We start from the raw sequence: 20,655 nt of genomic DNA, 5'->3' as shown, positions 1-20,655 counted from the left end.
TTTGTCAGGAACACTAAAAACAAAAAGCTTTGAGATGATAAACAGCACACACATTACGGAGCACGTAAGTAGGTGATTTTTGATCATTCAATAAAAATTAGTTCAACAAATAGGCTAGGATGTGTTTGCAAAGGTAACAAACATTTCACATTATCAAACACTTACATGCACTTAGTGTTTTTCGCGATGTTGAAAACTTTCAAAAACAGCACATTTACAGCCTGTAAACGCAGATTTTAATGTGGAAACTTTTTTTATTAATGAGCAAATTTTCGTACATTTGCTCCCCGCTTTTAAAGCTTTAACAACAAAATATGGTATTCAAAAAACCAGGGAACAGTCGCGACGACAAGTCCAACAAATCAGCCGGCAGGCGTACCGGTAGTGGCGACCAACCACGCAACAGCTCTTCTCCACGCACACGCAATGCAAATTCGAGTTTCAAAAAATCAGATGACGGCGCATCGGGCAAACGCTTTGGCAGCGACTCTGAAAAAAGACCTTATTCTGCATCGCGCAAACCATCAACCGGCAGCTTCAATAGTGATGAGCGGCCTAAAAGAAGCTACGGCGCATCGGGCGATAAAAAGCCTTTTGCCTCACGCGGCGGCAGCCAGAGCGAGGGTGGCGACAGAACTTTTAAACGCAGCAGCGAAGGTGGCTTTAAAGGCAATGGCTCATTTAGAAAACGTACTGGTGAGCAAAGTGAAGGTGGCGAAAGAAAACCTTTTGCCTCGCGTAACACTGGCAAACCCGAAGGAGACAGGCCATTTAAACGCAGCGAAGGCGGCTTTAAAAGCGGAAATTCTTTTAAGAAACGCAACGACGAACAAAGCGAAGGCGGCGAAAAAAGATACAGCCGGCCAACTGCATCATCACGTACCTGGAGCGAAAATCCGGACGCTAAGAACAAAAATCCCCGTAACCGCGACGAGCAACGCAGCTCATCACGCAGCAGCGAGCAACGCGATTTTAATGAAGAACGCCCAACCCGCGTTTTAAGGGGCCGCAAAAAAAGCGAAACTCCCAAAGAGGACGACCACTTAATCAGGCTCAATCGTTATATATCTAATGCAGGCATCTGTTCGCGCCGTAAGGCCGACGAACTGATTGCGGCAGGTGTAGTGTCGGTAAACGGCGAAGTAATATCTGAGTTAGGTTATAAAGTTGACCCAGCCAAAGATGTGATCCGTTACAATGGCGAGACGCTGAAACGCGAAAAAATGGTTTATGTATTATTAAATAAACCCAAAGACTATATTACTACTACTGACGATCCGCAGGAGCGCCGTACAGTAATGCACCTGGTTGAAAAAGCCAGTCGCGAACGCATTTACCCGGTAGGCCGCCTGGACCGCAATACCACCGGTTTACTGTTAATGACCAACGATGGCGAACTGGCCGATAAGCTTTCGCATCCGCGTAATAACACTACAAAAATTTACCAGGTAGAATTAAACAAAAGCTTAACGCAAGGCGATTTAAATAAAATAAGCTTCGGTTTAGAGCTGGAAGACGGCTTAATTAAGCCCGACACGGTTAGCTACGTACAAGGCGGCAGCAAACGCGAAATAGGCATACAAATACATAGTGGTAAAAACCGCATTGTACGCCGTATTTTTGAACACCTGGGTTACGAGGTAGTAAAACTGGATCGTACCATATACGCCAACCTTACTAAAAAAGATTTACCGCGCGGACGCTGGCGCTATCTGGACGAAAAAGAAATCATCCAACTGAAACACCTGGTGCAGGTATAGTTTTTTTTAGAGTATAGAGTACAGCGTCAGGAATGCAGAACCCTGAAATTTTACTTTGACTTTTAAACATTACCCGCCACTTACATAACTTTTAAAGCCTTTTCTTTACAGGAAAGGCTTTTTTATTACTTTGCATTTTCTTAACTGGAGTTCTATGAAAAAACTACTTTTTTTGTTGTGCCTGTTGCCGGGCCTGCTGGCAGCACAACCCAAACCACCCAAAATGCTCGATTTACTGATTGGTACTTACACCAGTAATGGCAGCGATGGTATATATGTTTATCGTTTTTACACCGAGAGTGGCCGTTTAGCCTATTTAAACCGCACTACCGGTGTTGATAACCCTTCTTATCTGTGCATATCACCTAACCGCAAATTTGTTTATTCGGTTAATGAAATTGGTGATGACCGCAAAGGCGGTGTGAGTGCCTTTAGCTTTGAGCCTAAGATGGGTAAAATTGAGTTGATTAACAAACAGGTGTCGGGCGCAGGCCCGTGTTACATCTCGGTTGACAAAGAACAGAAGAATGTATTTACCGCTAATTACTCTGGTGGAAATTTATACGTGTTCCCGGTAAACAAAGATGGTTCGTTAAATCCGGCCTCGCAAATTATCCAGGAGCCTAACCAGGGCTTAGGACCTAATAAACAAAGGCAGGACAAACCGCATGTGCACACCGCAGTGCTGTCGCCGGATGAAAAACATTTACTGTTCAGTAACCTGGGGAACGACAAAGTGAACATTTACCGTTATAAAGCTTCGCAGCCACAACCACTTACACCATCCACCCCGGCTGCGATCGGCTTACCCGGCGGCGAGGGGCCACGGCATATTGATTTTAGCGCTAACAAGAAGTATATGTATGTAATTACAGAGATGGGTGGCAACATCTTTGCCTATAATTACAATAATGGCCAGCCTAAACAGCTGCAGAGTGTAAGCATGCTGCCTGATGGCTTTACCGGGCAAATTGGCGGTGCCGATATGCATGTATCTCCGGATGGCCGCTTTTTATATGCCACCAACCGCGGTGATGCCAACGAAATTATTGTATATGCCATTAACCAGGAAACCGGCTTACTCACTTTTGTAGAGCGCCAGTCGAGCATGGGTAACCATCCGCGCAACTTTGTTATTGACCCATCTGGTAAGTACCTGCTGGTAGCCAATCAAAAAAGCAACAATATTGTGGTTTTTAAAATTAACCCTAACAATGGTCACTTAACTAGTAGTGGAATTCAGGTGCAATTAGATAGCCCAAGCTGTTTAAAGTTTACAGCAGCAGAGTAGCCTTATAACTAATTTCTATAAACTAACAAGCCCGTTATAGATACTATAACGGGCTTGTTAGTTTTACCTTTTATCTATTATCTAATGTTAGCACCACCACCCGGATTCATGTCATCGGGGTTGCCGCCGCCGCCATTATCCTGGTCACGTTTCTGGCGCTTTTGCTCGCCATTGCTGCCACCAAAGCGGTAAGCTACCGTAAACATCACAGTGCGGGTTGCAAACCGACGGTACGACTCTGAAGTATAAGGAATAGCCGTTCCGGTATTATCAATAATAGAACCGAACCTGCGTGAGTTAAATATGTCGCGCGCATTAACACTTACATTCAAGGTTTTGGTTAAATCATAACGGACACCGCCATCCAAGCCGTATAGTGCTTTGCTATAGCCCTGAGCTATCACCTGCTTACCCTGATAATCGCCGCGTAGCTGTATACCTAACTTTTTAACAGGTTTAATATTGGCTGTTAGGTTACCGTTAAAAGCATACCCCGAGGTTGACTGCACAAACAAGGCCGGATCACCTTTGATGTTACGATAGTAAACATTGACGTTACCTGTTAAATCGAGCTTTGATGAGGCTGTTACTTTGGCAATCAGTTCATATCCGGCATTGGCAGCTGATCCTACATTTTGGAATACGGTTGTGGTAAGTTGCGTATTTATAGGTTTTCTAACTTGCTGTATACTATTGTTGGTATAACGATAGTATAACGACGAAGTTAAGGTTACTGCCTGCCAGTAATTGATATAGCTCAACTCGAAAGCATGCGTATCCTCAGGCCTCAAATTAGGATTACCCTGTTGATAGTTTAAAGGGTCGCTACGATCCAGGAAAGGCGATAACTGCCTATCGCGCGGACGGGTTACACGGCGGGTATAGCTTAATTGCAAGGTTTGATTTTCGGTGATTTTATCGCTTAAAAACACACTCGGGTATACCCTAAAATAATCTTGTTTATACTGCTGTACACTATCAACCAAACGGGTGCGGATGTGGGCATCCTCCAAACGGGCACCTACCTGTACACCAAACTTACCAAATTGCCGCTGATAGTTACCATAAACTGCATGAACCTGCTCGTTATAAATAAAATGATTTGAGCGTGTTGGGTCAAACAAAAATTGGTCGGTAAGGCTATTGCCCGGCACAAAAGCACGGTAGTCATTGTCGTTACGATTGATAGTAGTACGGTAACCAGCTTCCAGTTTACTTTCTTTACCTAAAGGCATGGTGTAATCGGCCTGCAAATTAAGATTGCGCTGCTTTTGATCTGTAAAGTTGTTTTGTTTAAAAGTACTATCGCGACGGGTGCCGGTATAAAAGTTATACAGCGTATTTAAGTATTCGTCGCCGTTCTCTTTTTCGGTAGAGTAACCCACATTAGCCGTTAGCTCCTGCCCTTGCTTTTTAAATTTGTGGCTAAAGTCGGCATTAAGATCAACGTTGGTACCCGAGTTATAAGATGTATTATTTTGGCTTAGCTGCTGCAGGAGCACATTGCGGCTGGTAATACTGGTAAGACCGTTTTGAAAACGATCGCGGTTACGGATGTTGATATTATCAGATAATGTTAAAACCGTTTTAGGGCTCAGGTTAATATCTATACCGGTACGGATGTTATGCGAATTAAACTTAAAGGTTTGATCTGATTCCTGGTTTTGGTAGCGGGCCGAGTCGGTACCCGGGTAAGTGATACGATTGGTATAACCATTACCAACGCGATTAGCCTTGCGGTAGCTGTAGTTACCAAAAATATTAACCTTAGAGGTTTGATAAGCAAGGTTTAAGCTACCATTGTAAGTATTTTGCGTACCAACGGTAGCTGAAGCCGAACCATTAAAACCTAATTGCGCGTTACGCTTAAGCACAATGTTAATAATACCCGATTGCCCCTCAGCATCATATTTAGACGAAGGATTAGTAATTACCTCAATGTTTTGGATAGCGCTGGCCGGGATAGATTGCAATATATCGCTCACACTACCACCCGAAATGGCAGAAGGCTTACCATTAATTAAAACCCGCACGTTGCTTGAGCCGCGCAGGTTTACATTACCATCAACATCTACCTGCACAGATGGCACATTGGTTAACAAATCAGTTGCCGAACCACCCTGGCTTACCAGGCTTTGGTCTACACTGAATACTTTTTTATCGGTACTTAACTTAATTTGGCTGCGTTGCGCGGTTACCACAACTTCTTTAAGCACGCCTTTGGCGGCTTTTACTTTTACGCTGCCCAGATTAATGGTATTGCCGGCAGCAGTAATTCGAATACTATCTCTGGTATATGTAAGATAACCTATAAAAGTAGCTTTAAACAAATAGGTACCTGCTTTGAGGCCCCCTACTTTAAAATTTCCGTTTAAATCGGTTTGTATACCCTTGTTGGTTTTGTCTGCTTTGTTGGTTAAGCTTACACTGGCAAAATCGAGCGGTTGGTTGGTAGCAGCGTCTACCAACTTACCGGTAACTGTGCCACCGGCAGCAGGCGAGGCCGTTTGCGCACCGGCCCTTAACACCGTTAAAAAGAAGAACAAAAATAAAACCCTTGATATTGCCGAAAAATTCATCCGGCAAAAATCAGGTTTTTATCAGTAGCTGCCTTTAGTAAGCGTGTAACTTTATTGTTGACGATTAGCTAATAGAGGTAATTTTTTCATTACGAATAACCGGCTACATCCTAACATTATAATTACTTCTGTAAACAGCAGACCTTACTATATAGCAACCACTTGGCAATACTTAAGCCTTTTTAACTATGGCCGCCAAATCTTCGATTTTTGGAGCTTTTTCGTAAGCCTTCAGCAGTTTGTGCTGATGGTTGTAAATTGCAATATAAGGCGTAGTTTTTACATTGTAGTATTGCAGTACCTTATACGAATTACCTTCGGTTCCAACCGTGATATTAGGGTAGGCCGAAATGCCAAAATCTTTATAAAAGCCTTTGATCATCCGGTAATCTACGGCCGATACCATGACGATTTGTATTTTTGAAAAATTCTTCATCTGCCCCTTAATTTCATCCATTAAGTGCTGGCAATGGCTGCAATCCGGCGAGAAATAAACAATCATTACTGGCTGGTTCTTTTTTAGATTGGCAGGTGTGCGGTAAACACTATCTGCATCTAGTATACGGTAATCAGGAATATTTTGAATGTTGCCACTGTTTTGAGCACGTGTGCAACCAACAGTTATGACAATTAAACTCAAAAAAAACAGTATTCTTTTCATAATATTTAATGTTTCAGTTCCAGCAGTTCGAGCTGCCAGGCTATATGTTCATCAGTAATAGGGTATAACGCACCGTTTGCAATAGTTTGATATACAGCCTCAAATAAATTTAAATAATTACCTTTTAACGAAGGCATCTTTTCTACCAGCTTTTTGCCGGTAACGTCTATAGTAATTAGCTGCCCTTCACCATGAGCAGGCTCTACCCCATAATGCTCATCAGTTGGCTTTACGCCTTGGTCTAGTTGCGCTTCCTGCACATCACAACGATCTTTTATATAACTTCCGGCGGTGCCATGCACTATAAACGATGGTAAAGGCTGGGCAACCAGCAAACTGGATGTTACATAAACAGTAAGCTGATGCGGGTAACTTAATTGGTAACTAAAATAGTCGGGCACTTCTGATCTATACCGGTGCTTGCCTATAACCTTATGTGTCGCAACCGGCTTCCCAAACAGACTGATCACTTGGTCTAACAGATGCGGGCCTAAATCATAAACCAGTCCGCTGGCCTCATTGGCAGCAGTTTCTTTAAATGCTTTGGGGCTTAATACCGGCTTGTAGCGGTCAAACCGAAAATGCGCTTCAACCAAATCGCCTAAACGACCGCTTTCTATCACCTCTTTAACTGATAAAAAGTCGCTGTCCCATCGGCGGTTCTGATAAACCAGCAATTGTTTGTTTTGCTGCTTGGCAATATCAAAAAGCTCCATCAGTTGCGTTAAGGTAGCCGTTACTGGTTTTTCGACCAGTACATGCTTACCAGCCAGTAATGCCTGCTTAGCCTGTTCGTAGTGCAAATGATTAGGCGTGTTTACAATCACCAGCTCAATCTCATCGTCATTTAGTAAATCCTCGATGGCGTTGTAACTAACCACATCAGGGTAAAACTCAGCTGCCTTTTTATGGTTGCGTTCCAGCACAGCTTTAAAATTAAAGCCAGGATGCGCATGCACAAAAGGCGCATGAAATATTCGCCCCGACATACCAAAAGATAATATACCGGTTACAATAGGTGATGACATAATACAAGTATAAATGTTTATCTATCTCTTGCACAATAAAAGTTTTAATAAGGCTGTTTGATGAAGACGACTAAGCAGGCTAAACAAAAAAGGGCCTGCTTTTGAAGCAGACCCTTTTTTAGAAATCACGAAGAGCGATTATTTCATGCCGTCTTTAATAGCTTTGATAGCCGACTGGTGCATTTTTAAGGTTGGCAGTGTTTTTACTGCGAATGATTTTAACTCAGTATCTTTTAAATCTTTTGATGCTTTGTCAAACATATCAACGTCTTTGTCATGGTCATCTACCATTGCATCTACGTAAGCTTTGTCAAAATCAGTACCTGATTTTTTCTGTAAATCTTCCATTACTTTTTGCTCATCCGCACCTACAGTAGTAGGCAAAGTGATATTTTTAGTTTTGGCAATTGACATTAACTCCTCATTTGCTTTAGTATGATCTTTAATCATCATTGAGGCAAATTCTTTTACTTTAGGGTTAGTTGCTTTAGTTTCGGCAAGTTTAGCCAATTCAACTTCGGCCATACCACCATTGGCAGCTTCGGTAGCAAATTTCGAATCATCAGTTTCCACAGCAATACCACCTGTTGCAGCAGCATTAGTTGAGGTGTCTTTAGAATGATTAGCACTGTCGGCCATTTCTTTACTGTCGTTACTTGAGTTGCCACCGCATGACTGGAATGACAAGGCGGCTATCGCCATCATGAACACTGCACTTAATTTTTTCATAGCGTATAATTTTTTTAATGTTGATTAACGTTCATAACAACCTTGATACAAATTGGTTTCACTTGTTGACTGTACATTTAAGCAAGCTAATATTATGCTATACTTAAAGGTTTTGTTATTTTTGGGCACCAATACAATTTGATATGAATTTTCCGGCAGAGTTAAAATACACCAAAGACCACGAGTGGGTAAGAACAGAAGGCAGCGAAGCCTATATCGGTATTACTGAGTTTGCACAGCGCGAATTAGGCGACATTGTTTATATTGACATTAACACTGTTGGTCAGGAAGTTAGTAAAGAAGAAGTTTTCGGTACGGTTGAGGCTGTAAAAACAGTTTCGGACTTGTTTATGCCGGTAGCTGCTACGGTTTTAGAAATTAACCCATTGCTGGATAGCCAGCCCGAACTGGTAAACACCGATCCTTACGGTGACGGCTGGATGGTTAAAGTCCGCCTGAGCGATACTGCAGATGCAGAAGGTTTATTATCGGCAGATGATTATCAATCATTAGTTGGCGCTTAAATGACGCATCTGTTCAAATATCAAAAGCCCACCCTATGGTGGGCTTTATTTGTTTTAGTGATGTGCAATATCGGCATGGGCAAGGTTAGTCACTCGCCTTTGTTTTTTCCGGGTTTTGATAAGCTTGTGCACTGTGGGTTCTTTTTTATGTTCACTTTGCTGGCTAATTTCGGGCTGGTAAAACAAAACGGCAACATCGGCCTGGTTACTGCCGTAAAAGTGTTTGTTATAGCGGTTATATTTGGCGGCCTGATAGAAATATTGCAGTTGTATATTTTTACGTGGCGCAGCGGCGAATGGAATGATTTATTTGCCGACAGCGTAGGCGCGGGTATGGCCACTTTAAGTACACTATTATTAGTAACAGCCTTAAGTGATGAAAAAAATTAAATGGACAAGTGTAGCGGTGGTCATCGTAGTTTCATTCACATCGTGCGGAATATTTAAAAAGGACTGCAACTGCCCTCATTTTGGAAATAATTTAAAAAATCATACGCCACAGCGCAACGTTTCATAACCAAGCGCGTCATGTGATTAAATTAAGCTAACTCTTGTGTATTGAGCCACTCACTCAAATCCACACATCAGTTATTCAACTCTTAATCTTAATCACATATATGCAACACACTTTACGCTGCTTTATACTTTCTCTTGCCTTTTCATTAATATTCCACATAGGCTACGCCCAGTTAAAAGGCACTATAAAAGCCCGTATAGTTAACGCCAGTACCCGCGAACCTGTTGAATTTGCCGTTGCTGCTGTTATAAAAACCACCGACTCCTCTACCTTTACCAATACTAACACCGGCCAAGACGGCCGCCTGAGCATCATTAACATCAATGCAGGCAGCTACAAATTGGTAGTAAAACAATTGGGTATGGCTGCCAAGGTAATGCCCTTTACCATCTCTGCTGCTAACCCAAATGTTGATTTAGGAACAATTAATATGGAGGCCGAAGTAAAATCGCTTAGTGCCGTAAAAGTAGAAGGCCAGCAGGCAGCCGTAAAGATTAAAAAGGATACGGTTGAGTTTAACGCCGGTTCTTTTAAAACGCAGCCTAATGATAATGTGGAGCAGTTACTGAAAAAGCTCCCCGGCGTAGAGGTAGATAAAGATGGTAAGGTTACCGCCCAGGGCCAGCAAATTAGCAAGGTATATGTAGACGGTAAAGAGTTTTTTGGTAACGACCCTAAAGCAGCTACTAAAAACCTGCCTGCTGACGCCATAGCCAAAGTGCAATTGATTGACGACAAAACCGAGAAAACCAAGAACACAGGCATTGATGACGGCCAGCGTGAAAAGGTGCTGAACCTTACCCTGAAAGAAGACAAAAAGAGAGGCTGGTTTGGCAATGCCACAGCCACCGGGGGTAATTCAGACCGGTTTTTAGGCCAGTTCAACATCAACCGTTTTGACAAGCAGAAACAGTTTTCGGCCCTGTTTTTAAGCAATAATATCAACGAGTCGGGCTTTTCGATGGAAGACCTGAATGCCTTTACCGGCGGCAACACGTTTGATGCCTTCCGGTCGGCCGATGGTAATACAACGATAAACATCGGCAGCAACGGGCGGGCTAATGTAAACGGCATATTTTCGGGCGTTAACGGCGGTCTGATAACCAACCATACTGGCGGCTTAAATTATTCAGATTTGTGGGGCAGTAAAGATCAGGTTAAGTTTAACGCCAGCCTGGTATCTGTAGTTTCTTTTAACAACCTGATGCAGACTGATGCCTTAGAAAATCCGGCTCAAAACCTGCTTACCAACCAGCGCAGTGTAGGTAACAACCAGTACAACAGCTACCGGCTTTACATGACCCTGGAATATAAAATGGATAGCTTAACCACCCTGCGGTTACGTCCTAATATTTCATACGGCTATCGCAGTGGTTTAAACAGCGTTATTTATAATACCACCAATTACGCCAGCAGCCCTCAAAACCAAGGCAGCCAAAACCTTGATCAAACCATACGTACGCCGGTAATTGCAGGCGAGCTGAGCATCAGCCACCGGCTATCTAATGGCCAGGGCTCTTATAATGTTTTTATTACCGGAAGCGGTAGCCCGTATAGCAACAAGTACACTAACAACTCGCTCATCACACGCTATAGCAGCGGCGGCTTACGCCAGGATAGTACGAGCAACTTATATACCGACCAATCTACCGGCAGCAATGCTATTAACGGAGTAGTGTCGCACGTGCGCCAGATTAATAAAGCCCGCAAACTAAATTTTACCATAAGCCAGAGCATACAGTACCGGCATGACAATACAGACCAGAACACACTATACTACAATCCGGTAACCGGCAATTATGATTTATATGCGGCGCAGTACAGTGGCTTATATAATAATAATAATTACAATTACTCCTCTTCCGTAGGGCTTAATAAAGCAGGCGACAAGCTAACCGTTAATCTGAATGCCAAGGTATCTAACCTGGGTTTAAAAGGTAACGTGAATAACATGAGCGGCAGCATTGAGCGTAATGATTGGGCTTTTGTACCCAACGCCAGTGTATCCTACCGCCCCAAAACGGGCACCAGCTTTTCGCTGTACATACGTGCTGATGCTACCCTACCGGCTTTAACCGACTTGCAGCCATTTTTAAATACCGCAAACACTACTTACAAACGGTTGGGCAACCCCGACCTGGGTATGTCAAGGTCGGCCGTAGCCAACATTAACTTTAATACATACGACCCGAAGAGCAATAACTACTTAAATTTTTACAGCAACTTTAACTATTACTGGAATGGGTTTTCGACCGAGAGCTTTACCGATCAGGGTGGGGTGATTACCTCGCGCCCGATAAATGCCGACGGAAATTATACGCTGTTTTTAGGCGGCAACGTTGGTAAGCCTACTAAAATAAAAGGCTTGCGTTTAAATTTAGGCTTTAATGGTAATATGAATCGTACTGTTAATTTCATAGACAATAATAAAAACGCAGTGCTGCGCCTCTCGCCCGGTTTGAGTGTAGGCGGAAGTATGGACCGAGATGTTTACCAACTGTCGTTAAGAACTTACACCTCGTATAACAACGCGCGCAACTCCTACCAACATGCGGCAGACCGCCAGTACTTTAATATCAACAACTATTACTCGGCCAGTGTAAAGCCATTTAAAAACTGGCGTATTTACAGCGATCTTTCCCAAACACTTTACCGCGGAAAACCAGTAAGCAATAATACCTCGGTGTACTTATTAAGTGCAGGTATAGAGCATTACCTGCTTAAGGGGCAAAACTTAACTTTGGGCTTAAACGGCTTTGATCTGCTTAATCAAAATGCGGCCTTACAGCGGTCGCTATCGGCCACCGGTGTAACCACGCGTACCGAAACTAACACCATTGGGCAATATTTTTCGTTAAGGCTGATTTATAAATTATCAAGGGTAGGCACACAAAACGCTAATTCGCCGGGCGGAATTATAATCATGAAATAGCTGCATTTTTTTACCGAAATCAAACACAGTGTTTATTTGGATTTGATTTAAATAAGCACTATGTTTGCTTTCGGTTTATGAAAAAGCTTTCGCAATTACAAATAGGTAAAAAAGGTGTAATTAAGGAATTTACCGATTTGGAAATGTCCTTAAAGTTGATGGAGATGGGTTGCTTGCCGGGCGAGGAAATTGTTATTGAGCGGGTTGCGCCCCTGGGTGATCCTATTGCCATTAACGTTTCCGGTTATATGCTTAGTTTACGTAAGCAAGAAGCTTCGACCATTATTTTACAGTAATTAATTGCATTGAAGGCAGAGATTAGAGTTGCGCTTGTAGGAAACCCCAATACCGGTAAATCAACCCTTTTTAACTTACTTACAGGCCTTAACCAAAAAGTTGGAAACTTTCCGGGTGTTACGGTTGATAAAAAGACCGGATACTGCAACCTGCCTGATGGCCGCCGTGCCGAAATCATTGACCTTCCGGGTACTTACAGCCTCTACCCCAAAAGCCGCGACGAATCTATTGTTTTTTCGGTATTAGCCGACAAAGGCAACCAGCAGGCACCTGATTTGGTGGTTGTCATCTTGGATGCCTCAAACTTAAAACGTAACCTGTTACTCTACACCCAGGTTGCCGATTTAAAAATACCGGTAATAGTAGCGCTTAACATGATGGATGTTGCCAAAAAAGACGGCATCAGCATTAAGGTTGGTAGTCTGGCTGCTAAACTCGGGGTTCCGGTTGTACCCATATCTGCCCGCCGTAATGAGGGTATCGACGAACTCAAAAAAAACATTTCTTACGCTAATAAATTTGCCCTGCAACAGGATTCTATCGATGTTAAGGCTATAGCCCCGCAACTGGTAGATGCCATTGGCGAGGAGCTGCAGATAGATAACCCTTACTTTGCGTTACAACTGGCTCACCAGCATGAGCACCTTACTTTTTTATCAGAGCATGAGAGCCAACGCATTGAGCAGTTAGAGCAAACGTATAGCTTCCATTCGCAAAAGGCGCAGGCTACCGAAACCATTGCCCGGTATAACTACATTAATGATTTACTGTACGATACCGTAAAGGTTAAAGAAGCCGCTCATGAAGAAAATACCAGTAATCGTATTGACCGTATCCTAACTCACCGGGTGTTTGGATTTTTGATTTTCTTCGGTATTTTAATATTCATCTTTCAAGCCATATTTGCCTGGTCGGCCTACCCGATGGACCTGATCGAAAAGCTGTTCGTATGGATGCAAACCGGCGTACATCAAATATTACCTGCTGGTCCGCTTACCGACTTACTGGCCGATGGCGTGATAGCCGGTTTGAGTGGAGTATTAGTGTTTATTCCGCAAATTGCTATACTATTTGCCTTTATTGCCATTTTAGAAGACACCGGCTATATGGCCCGTGTTACGTTTATGATGGATAAGATTATGCGTAAGGTAGGCCTTAACGGCAAATCGGTAGTGCCGCTTATTGGTGGCTTTGCCTGTGCCGTGCCCAGCATTATGAGTACCCGCACCATCGAAAACTGGAAAGACCGGATGATTACTATTATGGTAACGCCGCTTATCAGCTGCTCGGCCCGTTTACCGGTGTATACTTTATTGATTGCCCTGGTAGTACCCAGCCGCAATGTATGGTGGATATTTAATATACAGGGCTTAGCGCTTACCGGCATGTACCTGCTCAGTATGGTATCAGCAGTGGTAGTAGCCTGGGTAATGAAACACATTTTAAAGGCACGTGAGCGTGGCTACTTTATAATGGAATTACCGGTGTACCGTATGCCGCGCTGGAATAACGTATTGCTAACCATGTTTGACCGTGCCAAGACCTTCGTACTGGAAGCAGGTAAGGTAATTATTGCAGTATCGGTTATTTTATGGGTATTATCATCGTATGGACCAGGAGATTCATTTAAGCAGATTGAAAAGAAATATCAGCAACCGCAATATGGCCAAAAGATGAAGCCGACCGAGATTGAGCATGCCGTGGCGTCTGAAAAACTGGAAAGCTCTTACGCCGGGCATTTAGGCCATGTGATTGAGCCGGCAATTAAGCCATTAGGCTTTGATTGGAAGATAGGCATCGCCTTAATCACCTCGTTTGCCGCACGTGAGGTTTTTGTAGGCACTATGGCTACTATTTACAGTGTAGACAATGCTGACGAAATACAATCGGTAAAAGTCAAAATGGGTAACGCCCGAAACCCCGAAACCGGCCAGCCTACATTTACATTGGCAGTTGCCTTTTCGCTCATGATGTTTTATGCCTTTGCCATGCAATGTGCCAGTACTGTGGCTGTAGTTTACCGCGAAACTAAAGACTGGCGCTGGCCCGCTGCACAGTTTTTATACATGACGGTTTTGGCTTATGGCGCGAGCTTTATTACTTATACGCTGTTAAAATAAACAGCAATTCTTCCTGACTGCTAAATCAACTTGAATTTTCTTGAACTCTCTTTTATATTTGGTGAGGAGTATTTGTGGATAAAACTAAAGTATTAGAGAAGTACGTGCCTGCGGATGCTGCCCCGCTGGTAGCCAAGTGGATTGATTATTTTAAGTGCGAATTTAAAATATCACGCAGCCGTAACAGCAAATTTGGTGATTATCGGCCACCCTTTGGCGGCAAAGGGCATCGTATATCCGTTAATCATAACCTAAACCCCTACGCCTTTTTGGTGACTACAGTACACGAGTTTGCCCACCTGCATACCTGGAATCAGCACCAGCATTTAATTAAGCCTCACGGCCCCGAATGGAAAAGCAACTTTAAGAAGATGATGCAGCCATTTTTTGAGCAGCAGGTTTTCCCGGCGGATATCACTGCAGCTATAACTGCCTACCTGAACAACCCGGCAGCCTCCAGCTGCTCCGATTTAAACTTATACCGCGCCTTGCGCAAATACGATGCTGCACATGCTACAGCTACTACCGTCGAAAAGCTACCTTTAAAAGCTGTCTTTAAAATTAAAGATGGCCGGGTATTTAGAAAAGACGAACAGTTACGCAAACGTTTCAGATGCGTGGAGATTACCACCAAGCGCATTTACTTGTTTAGCCCTGTAGCAGAGGTTGAATTAGTAGAGGTTGCCTGAAAATAATGATTCAAAGAATGGAAGAGTTAGGCACTTATCTAAGTTACTATCTTGGGTTCAACAACTTTATTTGCTCCTCGAGCAAGTGCAAATCTTCTGTCAATATTTTTTTTACCAACATTTTTGCTCCATTAGGGTAGTTTTTCACTAATAAGTTTCTATCCATCGTTTCCGGATACTCCTCGCTACGATGAAATATTGGCAAGCCCGCCTTCAGCATTTGCTTGGCTTTCCAGTCAGCACCTTCGTCTATGATACGTTGCGTGGGGTCTTCCTAGTAAATTTCTTCTAATGTTATCATCATAGTAAAGCCTTAAAAGCCGTTCAGTTCAGGGTTGGTAAACGTGGCATCCAGCATGCTATAGTCAAACTCCGGCCGCAAGGTGTAACGCAACTGTACCAAACCACTATCGAAGGCTTGTGTACCGGCAAGCAGTAAATTTACCCTGTTTTGCAGTTGCTGAAACAATGGCTTACCGCCACCTAAAATAACGGGATGTACCGACAAAAGCATTTCTGCAACTAACCTTTTCTCTAAAAATGTATTTAACAGATTGGCTCCTCCAAATAACCATACCTGCCCGCCTTCATCATCAGCTAATATCTGATTAACGCGTTCATCAAAATTTTTACTTGAAATAATTTCTACTTTAGGATGCATGGCATCTGTAATAGTATCAGAAAATACGCATACTTTGTCAATGCCCGGAAAGTACTGATCTTCCAAACCAGCTACCAGCTCGTAACTTTTGCGACCGATAAAAACAGTGTTGGTATCAAAAAAAAACTCGGCCATACCGTAGTCTTGGTCATTCAGGCACCAATCAAATTCGCCGTTAGGGCCTTCAATAAAACCATCGAGGCTTACCGCGAGGTTTAATATTACTTTTCTCATATTAATCTTTTTCGGCAGGCCCAGTTTTTTCGGCCCAGCGTTGAGCAAACGACTTTTCGGCTACCACCGGCATTTCGCGGTATTTACCCCACGATTTTTTAAATAAGCTTTTAAGTAAAAAGTTTTTAACTCCGCTACCAAAAAAGTCGGTCAGCTTGCGGCTTTGCATTGCCGTTTTCCAGGCTGTCCAGCCCCACTTTTCGGGTGTGCTTACAATGTCGCTCTTTACAGCATCGCGCCGGTTAAGCAGCAACATTTTATGAATATCTATTTTAACCGGGCAAACTTCTGTACAGCGGCCGCACAAGCTCGATGCATAGCTCAGGTGCTTAAACTCTTCCATCCCCTTCATGTGCGGGGTGATTACCGAGCCTATTGGGCCGCTATAAGTAGTGTTATAGGTATGGCCACCTACATTTTGATACACAGGGCAGGCATTTAAACAAGCGCCGCAACGAATACAGTACAGCCCCTGCCGCTGATCTTTTTGAGCCAGCAAATCAGTACGGCCATTGTCAAGCAATATCACATACATTTCCTCCGGGCCATCAGTTTCGCCGGGCTGTCTCGGGCCGGTCAGGACAGTATTGTAAACCGTCAGGTTCTGCCCCGTTCCGTGTGTGGACAGTAAGGGCCAAAACAAGTCTAAATCGGCCATAGATGGTATTATTTTTTCGATACCTACAATGGCTATGTGTATTTTGGGAAAGGTGGTATTTAAGCGGGTGTTACCTTCATTTTCGCTTAAGGCTACGCCACCGGTATCGGCAATCAAAAAGTTTGCGCCGGTGATGCCTACATCTGCCTGCAGATACTTTTCGCGCAGTAGCTCGCGAGCCTTGGCGGCCAGCTGCTCGGGCGTAGCATCTATAGGTGTGCCAAAACGCTCATTAAACAGCTTGGCAATATCTTCTTTAGAGAGGTGCATAGCCGGCGTTACAATATGGTAAGGCTTTTGCTCCAGTAACTGTACAATGTACTCACCTAAATCCGTTTCGAGCGACTCTATATTATTGAGTTTCAGAAATTCATTTAAATCAATTTCCTCAGTGGCCATGGTCTTCGATTTCACCACTTTACGGGCACCAGCTCTTTCCAAAATGCTAAGTATTTCCTGCTGGGCCTCAGCAACATCATTTGCCCAGATTACTTTACCGCCACGGCGCTGAAAATTAGCTTCAAACTCGGGTAAAAACTTATCCAGATTTTCCATCACCCGCCATTTAACTACGTGTGCTTTACGCTTCGCCGTTTCTAAATTTACCAAACGCGCCGTACCACGGGTAACTGCCGCATGATACTTACCCATGTTGTAGTTAATGATACGCCTATGGTCGGGCTCGAACGCCTTTACTTCCGAATCTTCCAAAAATTTCTCAGCCGTACTTCCCATGCAAGCAAATATAATGAGCGATTAAATGAATAATAAATATAAGAATGAATAAAGCACCCAAATGTGTGCATAAAGCACCGTTAAGTATTAATAATTTATTAACATATTAAGTTTGGTATAAAAAACAAGCGCCATGCAGAATATGCACAGCGCTTGTTTTTTACATTTTATACAATTATGATAATTATTGTCGGGTAGCCGGCATGTTATTGGTTACGTCAACCACAGGGCGGGTATCGCGGTTAGCTAAATCCCATCCGGTATAAAACACCAGTTGGGCACGTTTTACCAGTAACGGAAAATCAATTTTACTTACCTCGTCACTTACACGGTGATAATCTTCGTGCACACCATCAAAATAGAAAATGATAGGCACATTGTGTTTAGCAAAATTGTAATGATCTGACCGGTAATAGATACGCTCCGGATCGTTAGGATCATTGTATTTATAATCAACTGCCAGGTTGGTATAGGTACTGTTAGCACTTTCGCTTATTTTATGAAGTGTAGTGCTTAACTTGTCTGATCCAATCAAATAACAATAATCAGGCGAATCTTTATGAGCCGGATCACGGCGACCAATCATATCTATATTTAAATCGGCAACAGTATTAGCCATCGGGAATACTGGATGCTCTGAATAATATTCAGAACCTAATAAACCTTTCTCCTCTCCCACATTACCTAAAAATAGCACTGTACGACGGGGACCTTTACCAGCTTTTTTTGCAGCACTGAAAGCACGGGCAATCTCCAAAATACCAGTAGTACCTGACCCATCGTCATCCGCACCGTTGTTAATACGATCACCAGGAGTACCCTCAGGCAGCATACCAATATGGTCATAATGGGCAGAAAAAACTAATACCTCATCTTTTAATTTAGGGTCAGAGCCGGGCATATAAGCAACAATGTCTACTGCCTTGGCATCTTTTACTTCAGTTTCATAATCGGCAGCAACATCGGCTTTAATAGTTTGTGCAGCAACTGTAGCTTGTGCGGCCGCCGCTTTTAAAGCCTCGTAAGTTTTACCTGATGTTTTTATAATCTGATCGGCCACTGCAGGGCTGATAGTAACAGACAATGCTCTTGGCGTATTAGGTCTTGTATTGGCTCCCTGTCCGTTATTAGGTATTAAAGCACCTTCACCTGGGCGTTGTCCTGGCTGTGCATCACGCTTTAGGCTCATACGCTCGGCTGTTTTGCCGCCCATACCCGGACGTACAGTGTTTACTGACAGTATTAAAGCCGGGCTTTTGCTGCGAACAGCGCTCATCATCCCCATACCGCCGCGACGTTGCTGGGCAGGGTCGGGTGCAGGGGTGCCCGGTTTAGGTTCGCCTATCACCATTACAATTTTACCGGTCAGGTCGGCGCTGCCAACTTCAGCCTCAGTACCATAACCTACAAATACTACTTCGGCACCTTTAATATTTTGTGTACCATTACCGCCAGCCACAGTGTAATCTGCTCCGTAAGTTAGCGCATGGCCATTAACCGCAAAAGATTTGAAGTTAAAAATGGTATTGGTTAAAGGGATATCTAAAAAGTAAGAGCCTTTATTAGCAGGTAACAGGCCAATCTTTTTATACTCGCCTGCTAAATAGGCTGCCGCCCTGTCTGCCCCGGGTTTGCCGGTTTCGCGGCCTTCCATCGCATCCGAGGCAATGATAGTGAGTTGTTTTTTGGCATCTTCAACGCTGATAACCTGCGCGTATTTAACGGCAGTTGCATTTTTTTGGGCACATGCCCCAAGTGCAGCCAATAAAGCCACACTACTTAACATAGACTTCTTCATGTTTAAATTAACCGATTACAAGCTGCAAGATAAGCAAACCCGCCATAGCAGATAAGCAACAAATATGTGACTGAGTTTAGCAGGACATTTTGCCCACGCGGGTTGCATGGCGGCCGCCTTCAAACTCGGTAGACAAAAAGGTTTCGACGATAGCCTTGGCATCATCCAACGAAATAAAACGCTCGGGGATACATACAATATTGGCATTATTATGCCTGCGGGCTAAGCTGGCCAGTTCGGTTTGCCAGCAAATAGCAGCACGTATACCAGCGTGTTTATTGGCAGTGATGGCTACACCATTGGCACTACCGCAAACCAGAATACCAAAATCAAATTCACCACTCTCAACTGCCGCAGCCACCGGATGGGCAAAATCAGGGTAATCAGTAGACTCGGGTGAGAAAGTGCCAAAATCTTTAACGGTAATTTGCGGAAGCCATTTTAACAACGCCTCCTTATAAGTAAAGCCTGCATGGTCTGCACCGATGGCTATTTTTAAATCTTTATTCATTGGTATAAGTTAAAATCAATTGGTGCATTCCGTTAAGCACTATCTTGATCTTTTTTGAGCATTAATTCGTTGTGCTTTTTTAGCTTACGTTTTTCTACCCGACCGGCTACCACAATACCCACTTCATATAATATAAACAGTGGTACGCTCACAATACACATGGTAAGCATATCGGGCGTTGGGGTGATAACGGCAGAAATAATCAGGATGCCCACAATGGCGTAACGCCTGCCTGCACGCATTAGTTTAGGCGTAAGCAAACCAATGCTTGATAGGATGTGCACAATCATCGGTAGTTGGAATACCACGCCTGTCGCCAGTGTTAAAGTAGCTACAGATGACAGGTAAGAGTCTACGGTGAATGTATTTTCTATCTGGTCGCTCACGCTTAAGTTAGCCAAAAAGCTGATAGACTCAGGAGCGATGATGTAATAACCAAATAAAATCCCTAAAATAAACAAAAGTGAGGCATATAATACAAAGCCGGATGCTGCTTTGCGCTCACTTTCATGAAGTGCCGGCTTAATAAAGCGCCAGATCTCCCACAACAGGTAAGGAAACCCAAGGGTGATACCAATAATCAGGGCAGAATTAATTTCGAGCGTAAACTGCCCGGCCATCTCGGTATTAATGATCTTTCCAGGGATTTTAGTAATACAAAAACCGGGACGATGCAAATAATCGCCCAGTTTACACAGCATACGATACGTCCAAAAATCAGGCTTTTTAGGACCCATAATTACGGTATCGAAAACCCAGTCGTAATAAACAAAAGCTAATATGGTAAACACGAGAATAGCAATGCACGACCGGATGAGGTGCCACCTAAGCACTTCGATATGGTCGAAAAACGACATTTCTACTTCGAGATCTTTACTCTTTTCCTTAATTGCTTTTACTATCTTATTATCGCTCATGTACTGCAAACAAA

17 protein-coding genes are annotated in these 20,655 nt (G+C 43.4%); 8 read left to right on the top strand and 9 right to left on the bottom strand.

Translation table 11 applies throughout. The features are described from left to right. Window positions 1–314 precede the first annotated feature (314 nt). Window positions 315–1,760 carry a pseudouridine synthase gene (locus AAGR14_RS01385; protein WP_342646802.1) on the top strand — a complete coding sequence of 482 codons (1,446 nt, stop codon included), beginning with the start codon at window positions 315–317 and terminating at the stop codon, window positions 1,758–1,760. A gap of 154 nt (window positions 1,761–1,914) precedes the next feature. Beyond that, complete coding sequence (locus tag AAGR14_RS01380) at window positions 1,915–3,051, top strand: lactonase family protein (RefSeq protein ID WP_342646801.1); 1,137 nt, start codon at window positions 1,915–1,917, stop codon at window positions 3,049–3,051. Window positions 3,052–3,128: 77 nt separating this feature from the next. On the opposite strand, the gene AAGR14_RS01375 is transcribed toward AAGR14_RS01380, so the two are convergent. From AAGR14_RS01375 to AAGR14_RS01360, 4 genes are all read right to left on the bottom strand, one after another. Next, a complete protein-coding gene (locus AAGR14_RS01375) occupies window positions 3,129–5,630 on the bottom strand; it encodes an outer membrane beta-barrel family protein (protein WP_342646800.1) in 2,502 nt (833 codons plus the stop codon). 172 nt (window positions 5,631–5,802) lie between these two features. Further along, window positions 5,803–6,291 (bottom strand): protein disulfide isomerase family protein, encoded by a 489-nt coding sequence (locus AAGR14_RS01370; RefSeq protein WP_342646799.1) that lies wholly within the window; start codon window positions 6,289–6,291, stop codon window positions 5,803–5,805. Between the two features lie 5 nt (window positions 6,292–6,296). Next, a complete protein-coding gene (locus tag AAGR14_RS01365; RefSeq protein ID WP_342646798.1) occupies window positions 6,297–7,319 on the bottom strand; it encodes a Gfo/Idh/MocA family oxidoreductase in 1,023 nt (340 codons plus the stop codon). 138 nt (window positions 7,320–7,457) lie between these two features. Next, the gene (locus AAGR14_RS01360; protein ID WP_342646797.1) at window positions 7,458–8,048 is read right to left on the bottom strand and encodes a DUF4142 domain-containing protein; all 591 of its coding nucleotides are present in this window, start codon (window positions 8,046–8,048) and stop codon (window positions 7,458–7,460) included. Between the two features lie 143 nt (window positions 8,049–8,191). On the opposite strand from AAGR14_RS01360, the gene gcvH reads away from it, so the two are divergent. The 6 genes from gcvH (at window position 8,192) to AAGR14_RS01330 (ending at window position 15,127) form a co-directional block, all read left to right on the top strand. Further along, a complete protein-coding gene (gene gcvH, locus AAGR14_RS01355) occupies window positions 8,192–8,572 on the top strand; it encodes a glycine cleavage system protein GcvH (protein ID WP_342646796.1) in 381 nt (126 codons plus the stop codon). Then, window positions 8,573–8,962 carry a VanZ family protein gene (locus AAGR14_RS01350; protein ID WP_342646795.1) on the top strand — a complete coding sequence of 130 codons (390 nt, stop codon included), beginning with the start codon at window positions 8,573–8,575 and terminating at the stop codon, window positions 8,960–8,962. Window positions 8,963–9,189: 227 nt separating this feature from the next. After that, a complete protein-coding gene (locus tag AAGR14_RS01345) occupies window positions 9,190–12,021 on the top strand; it encodes an outer membrane beta-barrel protein (protein ID WP_342646794.1) in 2,832 nt (943 codons plus the stop codon). A gap of 77 nt (window positions 12,022–12,098) precedes the next feature. Beyond that, entirely contained in the window at window positions 12,099–12,317 is a 219-nt protein-coding gene (locus AAGR14_RS01340) for a FeoA family protein (RefSeq protein WP_342646793.1), read from the top strand. A gap of 9 nt (window positions 12,318–12,326) precedes the next feature. Continuing rightward, window positions 12,327–14,438 carry a ferrous iron transport protein B gene (gene feoB, locus AAGR14_RS01335; RefSeq protein ID WP_342646792.1) on the top strand — a complete coding sequence of 704 codons (2,112 nt, stop codon included), beginning with the start codon at window positions 12,327–12,329 and terminating at the stop codon, window positions 14,436–14,438. Between the two features lie 74 nt (window positions 14,439–14,512). Further along, window positions 14,513–15,127 (top strand): SprT-like domain-containing protein, encoded by a 615-nt coding sequence (locus AAGR14_RS01330; protein ID WP_342646791.1) that lies wholly within the window; start codon window positions 14,513–14,515, stop codon window positions 15,125–15,127. A gap of 313 nt (window positions 15,128–15,440) precedes the next feature. Here AAGR14_RS01330 and AAGR14_RS01325 read toward each other — a convergent pair whose 3' ends face one another. The 5 genes from AAGR14_RS01325 to tatC form a co-directional block, all read right to left on the bottom strand. Further along, window positions 15,441–16,022, bottom strand: a complete 582-nt coding sequence (locus AAGR14_RS01325; protein ID WP_342646790.1) for a dihydrofolate reductase family protein — start codon at window positions 16,020–16,022, stop codon at window positions 15,441–15,443. Window position 16,023: 1 nt separating this feature from the next. Then, window positions 16,024–17,415, bottom strand: a complete 1,392-nt coding sequence (locus tag AAGR14_RS01320; protein WP_342646789.1) for a LutB/LldF family L-lactate oxidation iron-sulfur protein — start codon at window positions 17,413–17,415, stop codon at window positions 16,024–16,026. Window positions 17,416–17,599: 184 nt separating this feature from the next. Continuing rightward, a complete protein-coding gene (locus tag AAGR14_RS01315) occupies window positions 17,600–19,213 on the bottom strand; it encodes a M28 family peptidase (protein ID WP_342646788.1) in 1,614 nt (537 codons plus the stop codon). Window positions 19,214–19,289: 76 nt separating this feature from the next. Then, window positions 19,290–19,724: a ribose 5-phosphate isomerase B gene (rpiB, locus tag AAGR14_RS01310; RefSeq protein WP_342646787.1), complete on the bottom strand. Its 435-nt coding sequence runs from the start codon at window positions 19,722–19,724 to the stop codon at window positions 19,290–19,292. Between the two features lie 32 nt (window positions 19,725–19,756). Then, complete coding sequence (gene tatC, locus AAGR14_RS01305; protein ID WP_342646786.1) at window positions 19,757–20,641, bottom strand: twin-arginine translocase subunit TatC; 885 nt, start codon at window positions 20,639–20,641, stop codon at window positions 19,757–19,759. Between the last annotated feature and the right edge of the window lie 14 nt (window positions 20,642–20,655).

It is taken from the genome of Mucilaginibacter sp. CSA2-8R (assembly GCF_038806765.1).
Taxonomy (GTDB): Bacteria; Bacteroidota; Bacteroidia; order Sphingobacteriales; family Sphingobacteriaceae; genus Mucilaginibacter.
The sequence above is the reverse complement of the archived record's forward strand: the minus strand, read 5'-3'. Positions and strand labels throughout refer to the sequence as shown.

Excerpts from the sequence above, each read along its gene's own strand:
- AAGR14_RS01325 (WP_342646790.1), bottom strand. The coding sequence starts at position 16,022 with ATGAGAAAAGTAATATTAAACCTCGCGGTAAGCCTCGATGGTTTTATT.
- tatC (WP_342646786.1), bottom strand. The coding sequence starts at position 20,641 with ATGAGCGATAATAAGATAGTAAAAGCAATTAAGGAAAAGAGTAAAGAT.
- AAGR14_RS01315 (WP_342646788.1), bottom strand. The coding sequence starts at position 19,213 with ATGAAGAAGTCTATGTTAAGTAGTGTGGCTTTATTGGCTGCACTTGGG.
- AAGR14_RS01345 (WP_342646794.1), top strand. The coding sequence starts at position 9,190 with ATGCAACACACTTTACGCTGCTTTATACTTTCTCTTGCCTTTTCATTA.
- AAGR14_RS01370 (WP_342646799.1), bottom strand. The coding sequence starts at position 6,291 with ATGAAAAGAATACTGTTTTTTTTGAGTTTAATTGTCATAACTGTTGGT.
- AAGR14_RS01365 (WP_342646798.1), bottom strand. The coding sequence starts at position 7,319 with ATGTCATCACCTATTGTAACCGGTATATTATCTTTTGGTATGTCGGGG.
- rpiB (WP_342646787.1), bottom strand. The coding sequence starts at position 19,724 with ATGAATAAAGATTTAAAAATAGCCATCGGTGCAGACCATGCAGGCTTT.
- gcvH (WP_342646796.1), top strand. The coding sequence starts at position 8,192 with ATGAATTTTCCGGCAGAGTTAAAATACACCAAAGACCACGAGTGGGTA.
- AAGR14_RS01380 (WP_342646801.1), top strand. The coding sequence starts at position 1,915 with ATGAAAAAACTACTTTTTTTGTTGTGCCTGTTGCCGGGCCTGCTGGCA.
- AAGR14_RS01340 (WP_342646793.1), top strand. The coding sequence starts at position 12,099 with ATGAAAAAGCTTTCGCAATTACAAATAGGTAAAAAAGGTGTAATTAAG.
- AAGR14_RS01350 (WP_342646795.1), top strand. The coding sequence starts at position 8,573 with ATGACGCATCTGTTCAAATATCAAAAGCCCACCCTATGGTGGGCTTTA.
- AAGR14_RS01385 (WP_342646802.1), top strand. The coding sequence starts at position 315 with ATGGTATTCAAAAAACCAGGGAACAGTCGCGACGACAAGTCCAACAAA.
- AAGR14_RS01360 (WP_342646797.1), bottom strand. The coding sequence starts at position 8,048 with ATGAAAAAATTAAGTGCAGTGTTCATGATGGCGATAGCCGCCTTGTCA.
- AAGR14_RS01320 (WP_342646789.1), bottom strand. The coding sequence starts at position 17,415 with ATGGGAAGTACGGCTGAGAAATTTTTGGAAGATTCGGAAGTAAAGGCG.
- AAGR14_RS01375 (WP_342646800.1), bottom strand. The coding sequence starts at position 5,630 with ATGAATTTTTCGGCAATATCAAGGGTTTTATTTTTGTTCTTCTTTTTA.